We start from the raw sequence: 16,588 nt of genomic DNA on the forward strand, positions 1-16,588 counted from the left end.
GATATATATTGCTCTTCTCGCCGCAATCCCGAAGGATGTCAGCTATACACGATCTAAAGAAGCAATCTTCCAGTCTTTCCCCTCAAGTTTAAGTGTCAGGTGTGAATGATAGCGAATGCCTGAATTGCGATCAATTGTCGTAATTATCTGGGTTGAATCCTTGCCGTAAGGAGCCAGCTCGACATTCTTGATCACCCCATTCAAATTGTCGCCTTCCTGAGCCATCTGCATAAAGACATCCTTCGTCACTTTCTTCCCGTTACTATCAACGGCATCGGCTGAAAGGAACGTATAGGCCTTCTCATAATCCCGCATTTTTGCGGCGGTGTAATACAACGCTACTGTAGGGACACTGAGAACAGAGTTCTTGGTTAGCGATAGTGGTGTTGGGGTGGGCAATGGCGTTGGGGTAGGAACCTGATTAATTGGTGCGGGCTCCGCGCCGCTATTACACGCAACCAGAATGAAAGATAGCAGACAGATAACCAAACCTGAGAGAATAGTCCGCTTCATAATAAATCTCCCTATCTCTTTAAAAGATCATTTTACTTTAGAAACAATTAAGTCACAATAGTACATATATAATTGTGTTCATTTTAGGTAATGACTAAGACAGTTGCTAAGCATAACTGTAACCCGCAATTCACTAAGGAAATTGTACACTTTTATCACCTGAAGATTCAAAAAAAACCGCGTATAAGTACTTCATACCTATTTTTTGGCTCTAATATTGTTATTTTTCATTGGATGATTTATACATTATACTATGCCAATGTGAAAATAAGGCTAATATGCCCAAATCTATTGTTGTTTGCATTCAACCTATTTTCAATGCATCCCACAGTGGTATCTATGGCGAAACCCGGGCCGAATAACAATTCTTTTTATAACAATTTGTAGCAGAGAACTTTTATATTAAGGAGATTATGGATGATTTCCCAGAATTCATCTCATCCTGATGCCAGTATGCAGCCTCCTCACTCTCGTCCAAAACGTAGCAAATCGACGCGTCTATTTGCAATTGTAAGTGTACTATTATTGATATGTATAGCCGGCGGAACATTCGTTTCGCTTAACTTCACGGCATTGAAATCGGCTTTCGCCGCGGATGCAAACACAGCAGTATTAACCTTTAAGGGCGATAATGCTCATACCGGCAATTTTTCCAATGAAAAAACACTGAATTTAGGCAATGTAAATACGTCAAAATTTGGCAAACGCGTGTCCTATCAAGTTGATGGACAGGTCTATGCCCAGCCATTATATCTGCCGAATGTCTCGGTCAATGGCACTTCCCACAATGTCGTACTGGTGGAAACTGAGCATGATTCGGTTTATGCTTTTGATGCAGATCAGACGGATCCTAATACTCCTCCCCTTTGGAAAACATCTTTCCTGCTTAATGGGGCTGTCTCACCAAGCTATCTGGACATTGGTGGCTGTAATGACATGAAGCCAGAGGTTGGCCTTTCTGGCACACCAGTCATTGATCCAGCAACCAATACCATGTATGTGGTTGCCATGACCAATGAGAATGGCAACCTGATTTATCGCATACATGCGCTTGATGTCGCATCTGGTCAGGAGAAACCTGGTAGTCCGACAAATATTACTGGATCGGTGCCAGGAACAGGTTCAGCCTCAGTTAGTGGTCGTGTGCCTTTCCAGGCTAAATTTGAGCGCCAGCGTTCAGCTCTGATGTTAGCGAATGGACAGGTCTACGTCTCATTTGGATCGTTCTGTGACTACCGACCATATCATGGCTGGATCATCTCCTATAGCTATGATGGCGCGAATCTGACTCAGACACATATCTACAACGACACAGCTAACGGTAAAGATGGTGGTATCTGGGCTTCTGGTGGACCATTGACCACAGACGCTGCTGGCAATATCTACTATGTTAGTGGTAATGGTGACTTCACTCTGAGCACTGGCGGCAATGGTGGTGGTGATGCAATCGTGAAACTGTCACCTGATATGTCCAAGGTTTTGAGCTACTTCTCACCTTTCAATCAGATATGTCTGGACCAGGCGGACGCTGATCTTGGCTCCGGTGGTCTCTTAACTGTGCCAACCGCCAAGGGCCCTGAAATGGTCCAGGGTGGTAAAGAAGGGCGTATTTACGTCCTCAATCCTAACGCATTGGGCGGTTTTACTAGCGATCCCAATTTGAACTGTGCTTCTAACTCAAATGAGCGCTTGCGCACAGATATCGATAAAGTTGTTCAGGAATTGCCACCCAACACGACTGGTGGTGTGTATAGCAATCCAGCATACTGGAACGGTAATGTTTACATTGCTGGTGCTCGCGAATACCTTAAGTCATTCAAATTAGACTACAACACAGGGAAACTTATCGCACCATACTCATCACGTAGTCCCGAGACATCACCATTTACTGGTGGTAATCCTGTTATCTCAAGTAATGGCACACAGGCCGGAACTGGTATTGTCTGGAGTGTCTCGCCAGGAACCAGCAATGGTACAGACTACACGACGGTACTGCGTGCGTATGACGCAACCAACCTGGGCAATGAAATCTATAACAGCGAAATCCATGCGTCACAGGATCGACCGAACGGTACATATGTAAAATTCTCAACGCCAATCGTAGCCAATGGCGAGGTCTTTGTTGGCACCAAGAGTTCGGTGGATATCTATGGCTTGATTTCTGCTTCACCAAATCCGACTCCAACGCCAAAGGTAACCCCAACGCCGAGTAATGGCACCCCAACCCCAACCCCAACCCCAAATCCCAGTGCGCCTGCATTTAACAATGTTGGTATCGCACCAGACGCCAATCCTGGTAACGCCAACTTTGATGGTGGCGGCAAAAACTATTCTGAAGATCTCCTGCGTAACGCGGGTATCAATGCTGGTGATAATGCCTTCTACAATCCAACTGGCATGGTCTTTTCATGGCCAAACGTTGCATCTGGAGCGCCTGATAATTATATAGCGAATGGTCAAACGTTAAGCGTTGACTCGGTGCCAAACGCTAACATCCTGGGATTCCTGGGATCGGCGAGTGGTGGCGCGGGCTATGGTAAAGCTACCATTAACTATACCGATGGCACTACTCAGTCCTTTACACTGGGCTTCAGTGACTGGACACTGGGTGGTGGTACTACACCGATCTCATTCGGTAACGGCACACTGGCTTCATTGCCATACCGTGATACGCCGAATGGTTTCCAACTGGTCACAAATTATGTCTTCTACACAGATGTGGCTATCCAGCCTGGTAAAGATGTGAAGAGCGTGACATTGCCATCGAAAGTCACTGGCGGTGCCCTGCACGTCTTCGCTGTCGCGACCAAGGATGGTCCAGTACCAACGACTCCAGTACCAAGTGTCCCTTATAATAACGCTGGTGCCACAGATGATACCAATCTCGCTGCCAGCACAATGGACGGCAAATTCAGTTACTCATTCCAGGCATCTCAAATGCAAGGTTTGATCCCGGGTGTCTCGGTTAATGCTTACGGTGGCACATTCACCTGGCCATTGGCCGATGCGGGACAGAATAATAACTACCTGGCTCAGGGACAGGTAATTCCGGTAACGCCAGTGAGCAATGCTCAGACCCTGGCCTTCCTGGGATCAGCCACCAGTGGAGATTCAAAAGGTACTGTCACTGTTAACTACGATGATGGCACATCGTCACAAGCGCCGCTGAACTTCAACGACTGGACGCTCAGTGGAGGCGGCTCGGCTCTGATCCCAGGCGTTCAGATCGCGGTATCCATGCCATATCGTAACTACGCGGGTGGCAAGCAGCTACTCAATACCTTTGTGTTCTACTCTGAAGTTGGTTTGACTGCTGGCAAAACTATCAAGAGCGTGACCCTGCCCAACAATCCAACTGGCGGACAGATGCACATTTTCTCGATCACAACGAAGAGCAGTGCTCCTTTTGCGATCACTGGTCCTAATAACGCCGGTACAACCGACGATGCCCATCCTGGTGCGAGTTCGTTGGATGGTAAATACAGCTACTCAGCCCAGGCTCTTAAACAATCGGGTCTGGCTCCTGGTAACATCTTTACCTATAGCTCGACGAGCTTCATCTGGCCTGGTGGTATTGCTCAGAACAACAACTACGCAGCTACTGGTCAGGTCGTTCCAGTGAATGCGCTCAACGGAGCAACGTCTCTGGCATTCCTGGCCAGCGCTCACAGCGGACCCACCAGTGGCACAATCACGATCACGTATGCTAATGGTGTTACTGAGCAGGATACTGTGAACTTTAGCGACTGGACATTGGGTGGTGGAGCTCAGCAACCGTCGCTGGGTAATTCAATCGCGGCCACTCAATCCTATCGTAACTACCCAGGTGGTCAGGCAGCCACTAAGAACTATGTGTTTTATATAGAAATTGGTCTACGTCAAAACCTACCGGTGGTAAGCGTAACCTTGCCGAATAACAATCACATTCACGTCTTTGCAATCGGAACCCATTAGTACATCATCCGAGCGTATAAAGAGGTAGGGCCGATCTGATTGGCTCTACCTCTTTTTTGTCTGGTGAGAAGGCTTGTATAGGGCTGGATGGGGAAAGTATAATTTGAGTAGACATTTATGGGCAGATGGGCAAAAATGTAATCTGACGTATGTATCATGAGGATGGAAGAGGAGAGAGCATTGTATGGCCGATGAGTTAGCGGAGACTCTTCAGCAGCAACTTGAACGCTATGGTATTACGCGGTTTGATGAGGTTGCGTTACGCCAGGCCCTTGAGCAGCACACGACAACGTATACGCTGATCAAGCTGGCTGAATGGCCCGCAAGACGCTGGAAATGCCACTACCGCTTGATGATGAAGGATAGTATGTATGATGCCCAGAGCGTGCCTGAAGCCTATGCTATGGGCCTCCTGGCGCTACTAGAAGCAGTTGTGGAAGATCAAGATAGGCATTAGACACATACTGAAACAGGGCGAACAGAATAAAATAAAGCAGTACTATTTCTCTTATACCGTTACCTTGTTCCTATACTGTTTCCAATTCGGTGTCAATATCGTTTAATATTATTAGGTGGAGAAAAAAAGGATAGCAATTTTAAGAATATCTCCACGAGTTTTTAGTTATTCTACTACGGGAAAGGAACCGTTACACTTATGCAACGTACCATGTGCAAAGGGAAGATCCATCGAGCCACTGTTACGCAGGCCAATCTGAACTATATCGGTAGCATCACGATTGACCAGGATTTGTTGGATGCCGCCAACATCTACCCTTATGAAAAGGTGCAAGTGGTTAACATCAACAATGGCTCACGTTTGGAGACCTACACAATCGCAGGTGCTCGTGGTTCCGGTGTCATTTGTTTGAATGGTGCAGCCGCACGTATGACTGCCGAGGGCGACAAGGTCATCATTATTAGCTATGCCCAGTATGACGAGCAAGAGATTCGTAGCCTGGTGCCACAGATTGCTTTTGTGGATGATGAGAATCGCTTAACCGAGAAAAAAGATGTGCCATTGATTGAGATGTTGACTGAATTTGATGAGCAGTTGACTCCTGAAGTTGAAGTTGCCTTTTCGTAGGAGCTTCGAGTAGTCTAGTTCATTCGGCCTGATGGGTTGGATGAATTGCTACTTACCTTCCACCTAACGAACGTTAGTTAGCATAATTCATTTCCTCAGCCTACTTGTAACATCCCTGAATGCACACCTAAGCGCGTATATCTATGCCTTTTTTGTGATACATAGAGGAAATAAAAGATATAAAAAAAGTGATGCTGATACATATATCTATTCGTCCTGGTAGCACACGCTACCAGGACCTTTTTTATGTTGTTTCGAGATGAATCTGACTCCCCGCCTGCGGCGGGAAAAGGGGAAGGGGGAGGTTTTGGGGGCACCCCAAACCCCGGCAGGAGGGCTGCCGCCCCTCCTGCACCTCCCCGCTCCAGGTGTGCTTCCGCGGTATGATGGGTACGAAGTAGTAGCGGCAGGGCTTGTCCCTGCTACCGGTACACGTAAGAAATGTCTCTTAAACACGTGGTCGCGATAAGGGGAACGTTGGGAGGTTGGTCTGTACCTGGTCGTACGTGAACTGGCGCAGGGACGAGCCCTGCCGCTACCGCTGTTATAAGCCTTTTGTGGGTTTTGGGTGGGGGGTTTCCTGTTTGGTGGGGGGGATTTAGAATAGTAGGGAATATGGTGTTTTTGTTTTGTGAGGGCGTAGGTTGAAAGGAGGTTTGTTGGGATGGGGATGCGAATTACGAGTTTACAGCCGCAGGCGAATAATCCGGAGCGGACGAGTGTGTTTGTGGATGGGCGGTTTTTGATGGGGGTGAGTACGCTGATTGTGTTGAAGATGGGGCTGCGGATCAATCAGGTGTTGTCGCCGGCTCAGGTTCAGCAGTTGGAACAGGAGGAGGCTTTACAGAAGGCGGTGGATCGGGGGATGAATTTTCTTTCTTTTCGGCCCAGGAGTCGCGAGGAGGTGCGGCGCTATCTGCGGCGTAAGGAGACTCCGGCCGAGTTGATCGATACGGTGCTGGAACGGCTGGATCAGTTGGATCTGATTAATGATGAGTCGTTTGCGTCGTTCTGGATTGAGTCTCGCGAGCGTTTCCGTCCTAAGGGAGCTCAGGCTATTAAGAGTGAGCTGAAGATGAAGGGGGTGAAGAAGGAGGTGATTGATGAGGTGGTGTCGGATGATCAGGATGAGGAGCTGGCTCTGCGGGCGGGTCGTAAGAAGGCGCAGTCGTTGCTGCGACAACCAGATATGGATCATAATACGTTTCGTACACGGTTGGGGCCGTTTTTGCAGCGGCGCGGCTTTAGCTATGAGGTGACGAAACATGCAGTCCAACATCTCTGGGATGAGTTACAGGGTGAAGCGGGCGATGATGATGATGGTGATGATTTGTTTGATGAGTAGCGCTGGTTGTTCCTGATACTAAAAAAAAGAAGCAGCTCTTTTGAGCTGCCTCTGTTTCTTTATGCTCCAGCTGCTTTGGGGATGGGTGGTAGCTGGATGGTTGGAATATCAGTGGGATTCAAGGTGGTGATCTTGATCTGCTGAATGTTGGTTGGGACGTTATCTCCGTATGAGAGCCGGACGGCGAGCGAGTTGGGCTCCAGGTTGGTGTGTTTGAGCAGCGCCGTACGAGCATCCTTGACGCTTAAACCTTTGATCTGGTTTTTGATCGTGGTCATTTCTGAGTCAGGAATCTGATAGCGCGCGACTCCGGCGGCCGCGATGGCGATCTTTACCTCTCCATTGGCGTTGACGTTTTGGACGATGGGCTGACCAACACGGGTCATGGAATCGGCCAGTGTGTAGTTGGCCTGCAATTTGTGCTTCAACATCGTGAGCGCCAGACTCTGGACATCCTTTGACTTGAAGTATTCAATGCTTCCCTGCTCGGTCATGGTGACGGTCATGGTCTTGCTGACAGTGCCAACAGGAGGATCAGCGGTAATGGCGCCATCGGTATAGAAGATGTCGCCCACGGTGGTTGCGCCGGCCCCACTGGCCTGCTTCTGGAGATCCTTGGCAATTTGATCCTTGAGTGAAGGCCGTAGCTGGGCCGCGATGGTGGTGACATCACCCAGAGAAACGGTCTGTTTACATTCAAAGATGCCAAGGACACAGCCACTAACGCCGGTTGGTCGTCCCGCACGGGAGTTACTTTTAGAGCTGGTGAAGACATTGGCGGGAATCACACCGGTCGAACTATTGGCGGTCTTGACACCAGGTTTGGCGACGAGGGTAAATACGCCGTTGACGGTCTGCATCTTCGGTGAGATGGTGACGTTGGCGGTGGCGGACGCCTGAAAGATCAGAAATCCGACGCCAAAGATCAGGAGTATGACCGCACCAATTAAGATGAAGGTGACCAGTAAGGCGGATCCACGCCGTCTGCGCTTCTTGATCTGGGTCGGCGAGGCCGGTGCCTTAGATCCTCGTGTCTTTTTAGGTTTTACTGCGGGCGCCGAACTACGCCTGGGAACACTTTCGGGCTCAAACTCGGTGGTTGGCGCATCATAATCTACATTACTAAAGTTGTCACCCTGGTGTGGGACATGCGGAAGAACCGTGCCGCCGCTGGTGGCCGGTGCCGGTGCCGCCCCTGCGGCTCGCGCACGCATCGCCTGGGCGAAATTTTTGCCTGCCGCCGCCAGCGATACTCTCTGGTCTACCCCCTCAGACTTGCGGCCAGTATTTTGCAGTGAAGCCAGTACAGGCTGCTCACCTGAAGTCATACTTCTTCTATTCGTAGCCGGACGTGAGGTGCTTTCAGCGCCATAACCACGCGTAGGTGGGCGCGAGGTACTTTCCGCGCCACGGCCACGTATGATAGGGCGAGCCACTAATTCATCCATGGTATTATCGAGCGTGGGAGGGTGAGCCGCCTGTTCCAGGGCGTTCCTGGGAGCGGGCTCGGTCGGCTCATCATCATCAAGGATTGGTGGCTCAGTGGCCTCAATGGCTGGACGCGACACGGCGGCAACCGGGGCCGAGACTTGCTGGACCCGATTCATTTGCTGCGACGAGGTCAACGATTTATAGGCATGATCAAATGCCAGCAACAGATCATCCACCGTCAGGAAACGATCATCGGGATCCGCCTCCAGACAACGATCAATCACACTCATCAATGGAATCGGTAGGCGGCGCGTCGCCTCTGGTCCGGGTAGCTCACCGGTAAGCATCACATGGAGAATCACACCTAATGAGAATATATCATTGCTGGGGGCCGCAACACCTAAGCGGCGTTCCGGGGCCATATAGTCGGCGGTCCCAAACTCACGGTTCGTAGAGAAGTTCAAAGGCCCACTGGTCAGGACGCCCTGTGAGGATGCAATACCAAAATCGATTAAGCGCACATAGGCCCGGCCACTATCATTCTCTTTATCCAGGAGAATGTTGGCGGGCTTCAGGTCACGATGCACGATACCGCGCCTATGGAGATACGAAACTGCACGACAAAGCGCGCTAAACAGCTCATAGACCTCAGAGATCGGTAAAGAGCCAAGCGCCAGACGTTGGGCGAGATCGCCATCCTTAATATAAGGAGTCACAATAAACAAGCGGCCCTGCTCCTCACCAAATTCGAGTAAGGGCAGAATATGATCATGCTTAAGGTAAGAGGCGACTTCGGCCTCGCGCAAGAAGCGCTGCCGGGCCGTCGCATCATTGACCAGATCGGGCCGGATAATTTTTACCGCGACCTCCCGGCCAAAGGCGGTACGTTGACGCGCCAGATAGACCTCACCCATGCCACCCACATCAATGCGCCGTACCAGATCATAATTAGCAAAGTGTTGCAGGTCAAGCCCCTTTTCTAACTCAGGACGCTTGCGCTCCGAAATGAAACCATTTTGTTCGTTCATGTGCCTGCTTCTGCTATCGTCCTACCTGTAAATGTTCCACAATAGCCCGTTGCGCTACGCACCATTATACAATTGAAAGACGTCTTACACGCAGAAAATTGGAATGTGAATAGTGTCAAGACATTGGAAAGGGTTTGCATAATTTACATGCTATGTGCAGTATAGCACTTGCGTGGTCAGAAGTGAAGGGTCAAGCAATATGGTCATGTGGGGGATTCTCCCCTCTCGCGCCGCCTGCGGCGGCCCGGAGGGGGGAGGGGGAGTTTTGCGGGGACACCCCGCACCCCGGCAAGAGGACTGGCCGTCCTCCTGCACCTCCTGCTTCTAGTCGGGGAAGTTGCTGGAGTAAGCGGGTGGTGCAGGGAAGACGGTGAGGCCTATCCTGCCGGGGTGGGGACACTCCCCACAAAATCTCTTATATTTCCCTGCCCCTGCTGTAGTTGTGGAGGGTGGCGACGAGAGCCATAAATCACTGGCCCATGATGGTGTTGCTGGAGTGGGCGGGTGGTGCAGGAGGGCCGGCGAGGCCCTTCCTGCCGGGGAGTGGGGCAGGCATGCTGGGGGCATGACGTCCCCACAAAATCTTTTTTTCTTCCCCTTACCCACGCCGTAAGGCGGGGTGTGGGGGGATGTCTACTAACCCTGATTCTATGTTGCTGAAGTTTTTATAAAAATAGGGAGGTTTGTGCATAATTACACGGTCTTCCCCTTGCGAATTGGGAGCCTATGTTGTATTATATAGCCGGTTCGCACTCTCTGAATTAGAGTGCTAAAACAGTGGAGGGTGAGGACTACCTTACCTTCTTGAACATATATAAGATTGAACAGGGAGGAATGGAGTATGTCAGCCAAACTTCAACCACTAGGCGATCGTGTGGTGGTAAAAGGCCTGGCGCGTGAGACCGTTACGCGCAGTGGCATTGTCTTGCCAGATACAGCGACCAAAGAAAAGCCCCAGGAGGGCGAGATTCTGGCAGTAGGTCCGGGTAAAGTTCTGGATAACGGCAAGCGCTCAGTACTGGAAGTAACAGTGGGGCAGCGTGTCTTATTCGCGAAATATGCTGGTACCGAAATCAAAATCGATGGCCAGGAGTATTTGATCCTCCGTGAGAGCGATATCATGGGAATCGTGGAATAAGGTTTATAAATTAGTTAGGTTGTATCAGAGGAGTAAATTTCGTGGCAAAACGAGTACAGTTTGATGAGCAAGCACGTCACTCCCTTAAAAAGGGAATGGATACGGTAGCTAATGCGGTCCGCGTAACAATTGGACCTAAGGGACGCAACGTTGTGCTGGACAAGAAGTTCGGCGCACCTACAATCACGAACGATGGCGTCAGCATCGCTCGCGAAATTGAGCTACCTGATGCATTTGAGAACATGGGTGCCCAGTTGCTGAAGGAAGCTGCGACGAAGACCAATGACGTCGCAGGTGATGGTACGACGACCGCGACCGTTCTGGCCCATGCCGTTGTGAACGAGGGTCTGAAGAATCTGGCCGCAGGCGCCAATCCAATGATCTTGCGCCGTGGTCTGGAGAAGGGCGTTGAGGCCGTTATCACTGAGATCAAATCTCTGGCCAAGCCCGTCGAGACCCGCGAAGAGATCGCGCAGGTCGCCTCTATTTCAGCTGGCGATGCCGAGATCGGTAACCTGATCGCTGAAGTGATGGAGAAAGTCGGAAAAGACGGCGTCATCACGGTTGAAGAGGGTCGCGGTATCACAACTGAGAAAGAATATACCGAGGGCATGCAGTTCGATCGTGGCTACATCTCACCATACATGGCCACCAATCCTGAGCATACCGTTGCTGAGTTGAGCGATGCTTATATCCTTATCACGGACAAGAAGATCAGCGCCATCGCTGACATCCTGCCAATTCTTGAGGCTGTCCTGCAGACTGGTCGCAAAGATCTGGTAATCATCGCTGAGGACGTTGACGGTGAGGCTCTGGCAACCCTGGTTGTCAATAAGATGCGTGGTGCCTTCAATGTTCTGGGTATTAAAGCCCCAGGCTTTGGTGATCGCCGCGACGCTATGCTGGAAGATATCGCGACCCTGACCGGCGCGACCGTGATCACAGAGAAGACCGGCCTGAAGCTGGAGAATGCTACTCTGGAAGATCTGGGTACTGCCCGCACAGTGACATCGAATAAAGATACCACCACCATCGTTGAGGGATCCGGCGACCATCAGGGCATCCAGGCTCGTGTGAACCAGATCCGCATGTTGATCAACGAGACCACCAGCGACTACGATCGTGAGAAGCTCCAGGAGCGCCTGGCCAAACTGGCCGGTGGTGTTGGTGTTATCCGCGTCGGTGCCGCCACCGAAGTTGAGATGAAAGAGAAGAAGCATCGTGTTGAGGATGCCCTCTCCGCGACCCGCGCTGCCATCGAAGAAGGTATCGTCCCAGGCGGCGGCTCGGTTCTGGTCTCAGCGATCCCAGCCCTCGATAGCGTGAAGGCTAACGCTGGCGACGAGCAGACCGGTGTCAACATCCTGCGCCGCGCCCTCGAAGAGCCACTGCGCCAGATCGCACAGAACGCCGGTAAAGACGGCGCCGTCATCGTTGCAGGCGTACTCAATAGCCCACGCGGCTATGGCTTCAACGCCCTGACCAACGAATATGTCGACATGGTCAAAGCTGGTATCATCGATCCTGTAAAGGTGACCCGTTCCGCATTGCAGAACGCCGTCAGCATCGCCAGCATGGTCCTCTCGACCGACACCCTGATCAGCGACATTCCAGAAGAGAACGCAGCCCCAGCGGGCGGCGGCGCTCCAGGAATGGGCGGCATGCCAGGAATGGGCGGAATGGGCATGATGTAAGCACTCATCCGAGTGTTATCCCCATTTAGCTGAACCCATACATAATAAAGGCTCATGCTTCCAACGAGTTTGTGAAGCATGGGCCTTTTTTCTCAATCTCCAATAGCCAATCTTTCTCCGATACTTTTCATTCCAGCGTCCTATTTTTAGGATGCGAACCACAGCTACAGTCAGGCTACAAGGGCTTTCAGGCATCATCAAAAATGGTAAAAAGGATAAAAAGTGCAGATGGTGCTGTGGTAAAATGAGCCCTTGGATAGACATACTCATCATTCATAGAAATACGGGTCAAAGAGTCCTGTTTTAACATAGAGATGAGGCCCACCGTTGGTGTGGGATTGAAAGGAGAACGGTTACGACAGTCAACTTTCATGCCGAAGAAATTCGTCAAACATATGCAACACGCCAGGCGACAGGTACCTGGAAAGCTTTGATTAATCAGATTGTGGATGTTCAGGGCCGCACGATCGCCGATATCGGCGTTGGTGGAGGTATCTATGCCAAAGCCCTTATCGATATGGGAGCCGCCCAGATTACCTGCGTCGATTCATCTGAAGTCATGCTTGAAGATGCTCAGAGCAAACTGAAGGCACAGCGCAATGTTTCCTATGTCAAGGCCGAGGCTATTCAGACCGGTCTGGATGCACAGCAATTTGATATCGTGCTGCAACGCGCGTTGATCCATCACATTTCACGTGAAGAGCTCGGTGCCTGCTTTACCGAGGCCTTCCGCATCCTCCGACCCGGTGGTATGCTGATCATCCAGGATCGCACTCCTGAGGATTGCTTGCTGGCCGGTAGCCAGACCAATATTCGCGGCTACTTCTTTGCCCGCTATCCCAAGCTGGCAAAACAGGAGGTCGCTCGCCGTTACGATAACGCGACCGTGATGGGTGAATTGCATCAGACGGGATTCCGTGTGGTACAGAAGCGGCAGCTCTGGGAGACGCGACAGATCCATATGAACTTTGCCGCCCTGGAACAAGACCTCAACGCCCGTGCTGGCCGCTCGATCCTGCATGAGTTAACAGACGAAGAGTTGCGCGACCTGAATGACTATATTCATCGTCAACTGGATGGGGATCATCAGGCTATTGTGGAGCAAGATCGCTGGACGATCTGGAGTGCTATGCGCTAACAGGCCTCGCTCGTCAGAAGCTTTTTTTCTGACGAACGGGACCTGGGGCCATGGTAATGGCTCGTTTCCGTGTATCGTCGCAGCTAGTTTAAGGCCATCTTCGCGGCCTGCTCGGTCAATTCAAGCAGTTCAGGGGGTAGACCGGGGGCAAACTCCTCTGGCCGGATCGCACCTAAAGTTACTGCAACACCCTCAGGAGCTCTCTGCGTTGTACGTAGCTCCCCAGGACCAGACGGGGATGCGCCACGGAAGACTTTCTCCATCTCGGAACCATCTAAGCGCCAATGATGCTGCTCAAGATGCACTCCTTTATCCATCAATACTTTCACCTCAGGCAGTTTGGTCGCGTCAAATTTGGGGATCGGCAAGATCTTGCCCCAATTCACTCCCAATGTCTCCAAGGCCTTCGCATACGCATTCTCATGGGCCTGATCACGCACAATCAGGTATGAGATCGTGGAGCGCGCCGTTTTATTCTTGGTCATCTCATACATGCGACACTTCTGCAAACGGCCCGTCGATTCTAACACCAGATTATTGAGCAGGTCCAGGACCAGGTTGCCACTATTATAGACATACGAACCGGACCATGGGTTGCCGGTGGAATCAACGGGCATGGCTCCCTGCGCACCAACAAGAAAATGCTGGATATTGCCATGGGTCAGCGCCATATTGAGCGGGGTCGCGCCACGATCACCGGGGGTCGTGCCATTTTTTCCCTGATAGCGTGGCGAGCCATCGAGCAGACGATTAATCGTGGTCGCAATAAGCTCAACATGTCCGATCTCCTCAACACCAATGCCTTGAATCAGATCAAAGTATGGCTTGGCATTCCCACGGAAATTAAAGCTCTGAAAGAGATATTGCATCATCGTGCGCATTTCACCAAACTGACCACCCAGGCCCTCTTGCAGCGCATTCGCCGCCTCTGGATCGGGCTCGTCTGCAACGATCGGGTTGATAAGCTTCTGTACATGAAAAAACATCGGGAGTACTCCTTTATCAGCAATTGTGGGTACATTCTCAGCGAAATTGGATCTATCTGAGCGTAGTTATTCCATATCTATAATTCGTCATGAGCCGCAAATTATGTAGCCTTTGCCCCCAATACGTTTCACGTAATTATGTGGCTGTTGCATAGATATGGATAAATTTTGAGGGTATTTTGCTATTTTGTGATCACTATGTGATATCTATGGTTTAACATTTAGGTAGAGACAGAAACGCATAATTCTGGCTTTATCCTGACTATTATTATTGGGATCATTGCGTAGAGTCCTTATCAATTGCACGTATGCATATGGAACCAGAAAAGGAGTCTCATGATGAGACCGACTACCTACCCCGTTCAATTCTCGGTTGAGTACCCGGATCGACCACTCAATCGATTGACCACCTTCTTCCGCCTCTTTGTTGCTATCCCGATCTTGATCGTGGTATCCACGGTGGCGGCACAAACCGCGCAGTCTACTTCGGACGCCAAAACCACGGTCATTGCTTTTGGAGCCGGCGGCGTGCTATTCCTGGGTCCTTTGTTGATGATCCTGTTCCGTCAGAAATATCCGCGCTGGTGGTTCGACTGGAACCTGGAGCTCCAGCGTTTTAGTAACCGTGTCAGTATCTATCTGGCCCTGATGGATGATCGCTATCCATCGACCACCGATCAGCAGTCTCTGAGCCTGGATTACCCATACCCGGATGTTGCCAATGATCTGAACCGCTGGCTCCCGCTGGTGAAATGGTTCCTGGCCATCCCCCATTATATCGTGTTGTTCTTCCTGGAAATCGCGGCCTTCGTGGTGGTGATCATCGCCTGGTTCGCCATCCTGTTTACCGGACACTACCCCAGGAGCCTCTTCAATTTTGTTGAGGGCGTGTTCCGCTGGCACAATCGCGTTGTCGGCTACGCATTGGTCTTAGTGACCGACGAATATCCACCGTTTCGGTTTAATCCATAATAGCGGCATCGCTCGACCACGATTCTCCGGGATCGTGGTTTTTTTTGCGTTATCTTACAGAGGGGAATGTGTGGGCAATCTATGAATCTCCGGCGTGTCTCGTAGCTGCTACGTTTGCTTGCTTATTATCCTGTTTAAACATAACAACAGAGTGCCATTTACTATAGTGAAGATTGCCACTTATTCTTTATAAAGTGTCTTTGAATGCCCTTAGTGTTTGACTTTATCACCTCCTCTATGCTACGATACAAAATGAGGAAGTGTACTTTGGACACCTCGTAATGTGTGTCTATACGTGTATATTTTTTAGAGATGAAGGGGTCCGCATCTATGGGTACAGCACTCCCCATTTTCATTTATGTAGCGTTAGCTGTCCTCTTCGGCCTCCTGGTAATGGCGGTCACCGCTATCCTTGGGCCAAAAAAGCCCTCGCCGGAGAAATTAGCCCCCTATGAATGTGGTATTCAAGAGATCACCGCGCCGAAGCGGCGGTTTCCGGTAAAGTATCTTCTCACTGGTATGCTCTTTATCGCATTCGATATTGAGATTGTTTCTTTTTATCCTCTCGCCATCTTGCTCAATAAGTTGCAATTATTCGGCTTAATCGAATTACTTGTCTTTTTAGCTGTTCTGATGGTGGGTTATGTCTATGTTTGGCGGAAGGGAGCATTTACATGGGAGTAAAAAATCCCTGGGAGCCTGTACAGACATACTCAAATACACAAACGCCTCGCATGCGCCGTGATTTGCCGGTGCATGAGAAGGATGGTGGCTTTGGTATTTTGACGACCCAGGTGAGTAAGGTGTTGGGCTGGGGGCGAAGTTCTTCGCTCTGGCCAGTGACCTTTGGCCTGGCTTGTTGCGCGATTGAGATGATGTCTGCGCAGGGTAGTCGTTTTGATATGTCTCGCTTTGGCGCGGAAGTCTTTCGCGCGTCACCTCGTCAGGCGGATCTGATGATTGTCGCGGGCCGCTGCTCGATTAAGATGGCACCGGTGTTACGGCAGATTTATGATCAGATGCCTGAGCCGAAATGGGTCATCTCGATGGGCGCGTGCGCCTCGTGCGGTGGTGTATTTAATAATTATGCCATTGTTCAGGGTGTCGATAAGATTGTGCCGGTCGATGTGTTTGTCCCTGGGTGTCCGCCGACGCCAGACATGTTGCTCTTTGGTTTTAATGAATTGCAGCGCAAGATTCGCGAAGGTATTCCCAATCCTCCTGATCCGTTGAAGGATAGCGGCATGAAGCTGACCGGCCCTATCCAGGATGAGGCATAAACAAACATTCACAAAAACCGGGGTG

13 protein-coding genes are annotated in these 16,588 nt (G+C 50.6%); 10 read left to right on the top strand and 3 right to left on the bottom strand.

Annotated elements, in window-relative coordinates; translation table 11 throughout:
• Nucleotides 1-42: 42 nt before the first annotated feature.
• Nucleotides 43-513, bottom strand: a complete 471-nt coding sequence (locus EL633_RS09670) for a hypothetical protein (protein ID WP_126626981.1) — start codon at nucleotides 511-513, stop codon at nucleotides 43-45.
• A 417-nt stretch (nucleotides 514-930) separates the two neighbouring features.
• Here EL633_RS09670 and EL633_RS09675 point away from each other — a divergent pair, with 417 nt between their 5' ends.
• The 4 genes from EL633_RS09675 (at nucleotide 931) to EL633_RS09690 (ending at nucleotide 6,896) form a co-directional block, all read left to right on the top strand.
• Nucleotides 931-4,467: a beta-sandwich domain-containing protein gene (locus EL633_RS09675; protein WP_126626982.1), complete on the top strand. Its 3,537-nt coding sequence runs from the start codon at nucleotides 931-933 to the stop codon at nucleotides 4,465-4,467.
• A 184-nt stretch (nucleotides 4,468-4,651) separates the two neighbouring features.
• Nucleotides 4,652-4,924 carry a hypothetical protein gene (locus tag EL633_RS09680; protein ID WP_126626983.1) on the top strand — a complete coding sequence of 91 codons (273 nt, stop codon included), beginning with the start codon at nucleotides 4,652-4,654 and terminating at the stop codon, nucleotides 4,922-4,924.
• 198 nt (nucleotides 4,925-5,122) lie between these two features.
• Nucleotides 5,123-5,551 carry an aspartate 1-decarboxylase gene (gene panD / locus EL633_RS09685; protein ID WP_126626984.1) on the top strand — a complete coding sequence of 143 codons (429 nt, stop codon included), beginning with the start codon at nucleotides 5,123-5,125 and terminating at the stop codon, nucleotides 5,549-5,551.
• Between the two features lie 664 nt (nucleotides 5,552-6,215).
• Entirely contained in the window at nucleotides 6,216-6,896 is a 681-nt protein-coding gene (locus tag EL633_RS09690) for a regulatory protein RecX (protein WP_126626985.1), read from the top strand.
• Between the two features lie 59 nt (nucleotides 6,897-6,955).
• Here the strand turns inward: EL633_RS09690 and EL633_RS09695 are convergent, their stop codons facing one another.
• Complete coding sequence (locus EL633_RS09695; RefSeq protein WP_126626986.1) at nucleotides 6,956-9,355, bottom strand: serine/threonine protein kinase; 2,400 nt, start codon at nucleotides 9,353-9,355, stop codon at nucleotides 6,956-6,958.
• An 841-nt stretch (nucleotides 9,356-10,196) separates the two neighbouring features.
• Between EL633_RS09695 and groES the strand changes: the two genes are divergently transcribed.
• The 3 genes from groES to EL633_RS09710 all read left to right on the top strand — a co-directional run bounded on the left by groES (nucleotide 10,197) and on the right by EL633_RS09710 (nucleotide 13,325).
• Nucleotides 10,197-10,493 (top strand): co-chaperone GroES, encoded by a 297-nt coding sequence (gene groES / locus EL633_RS09700; RefSeq protein WP_126626987.1) that lies wholly within the window; start codon nucleotides 10,197-10,199, stop codon nucleotides 10,491-10,493.
• Nucleotides 10,494-10,534: 41 nt separating this feature from the next.
• The gene (gene groL / locus EL633_RS09705) at nucleotides 10,535-12,187 is read left to right on the top strand and encodes a chaperonin GroEL (RefSeq protein ID WP_126626988.1); all 1,653 of its coding nucleotides are present in this window, start codon (nucleotides 10,535-10,537) and stop codon (nucleotides 12,185-12,187) included.
• Nucleotides 12,188-12,569: 382 nt separating this feature from the next.
• Nucleotides 12,570-13,325, top strand: a complete 756-nt coding sequence (locus EL633_RS09710; protein ID WP_281275909.1) for a class I SAM-dependent methyltransferase — start codon at nucleotides 12,570-12,572, stop codon at nucleotides 13,323-13,325.
• A gap of 83 nt (nucleotides 13,326-13,408) precedes the next feature.
• Here the strand turns inward: EL633_RS09710 and EL633_RS09715 are convergent, their stop codons facing one another.
• Nucleotides 13,409-14,311, bottom strand: a complete 903-nt coding sequence (locus tag EL633_RS09715; RefSeq protein ID WP_126626990.1) for a manganese catalase family protein — start codon at nucleotides 14,309-14,311, stop codon at nucleotides 13,409-13,411.
• Nucleotides 14,312-14,647: 336 nt separating this feature from the next.
• Between EL633_RS09715 and EL633_RS09720 the strand changes: the two genes are divergently transcribed.
• The 3 genes from EL633_RS09720 to EL633_RS09730 all read left to right on the top strand — a co-directional run bounded on the left by EL633_RS09720 (nucleotide 14,648) and on the right by EL633_RS09730 (nucleotide 16,563).
• A complete protein-coding gene (locus tag EL633_RS09720; RefSeq protein ID WP_174845161.1) occupies nucleotides 14,648-15,283 on the top strand; it encodes a DUF4389 domain-containing protein in 636 nt (211 codons plus the stop codon).
• 330 nt (nucleotides 15,284-15,613) lie between these two features.
• Nucleotides 15,614-15,967 carry an NADH-quinone oxidoreductase subunit A gene (locus EL633_RS09725; protein WP_126626991.1) on the top strand — a complete coding sequence of 118 codons (354 nt, stop codon included), beginning with the start codon at nucleotides 15,614-15,616 and terminating at the stop codon, nucleotides 15,965-15,967.
• Between the two features lie 50 nt (nucleotides 15,968-16,017).
• A complete protein-coding gene (locus EL633_RS09730) occupies nucleotides 16,018-16,563 on the top strand; it encodes an NADH-quinone oxidoreductase subunit B (protein WP_371865556.1) in 546 nt (181 codons plus the stop codon).
• The last annotated feature ends 25 nt before the right edge of the window (nucleotides 16,564-16,588 follow it).

Source organism: Dictyobacter alpinus, assembly GCF_003967575.1.
In the GTDB taxonomy this organism is placed as follows: domain Bacteria; phylum Chloroflexota; class Ktedonobacteria; order Ktedonobacterales; family Ktedonobacteraceae; genus Dictyobacter; species Dictyobacter alpinus.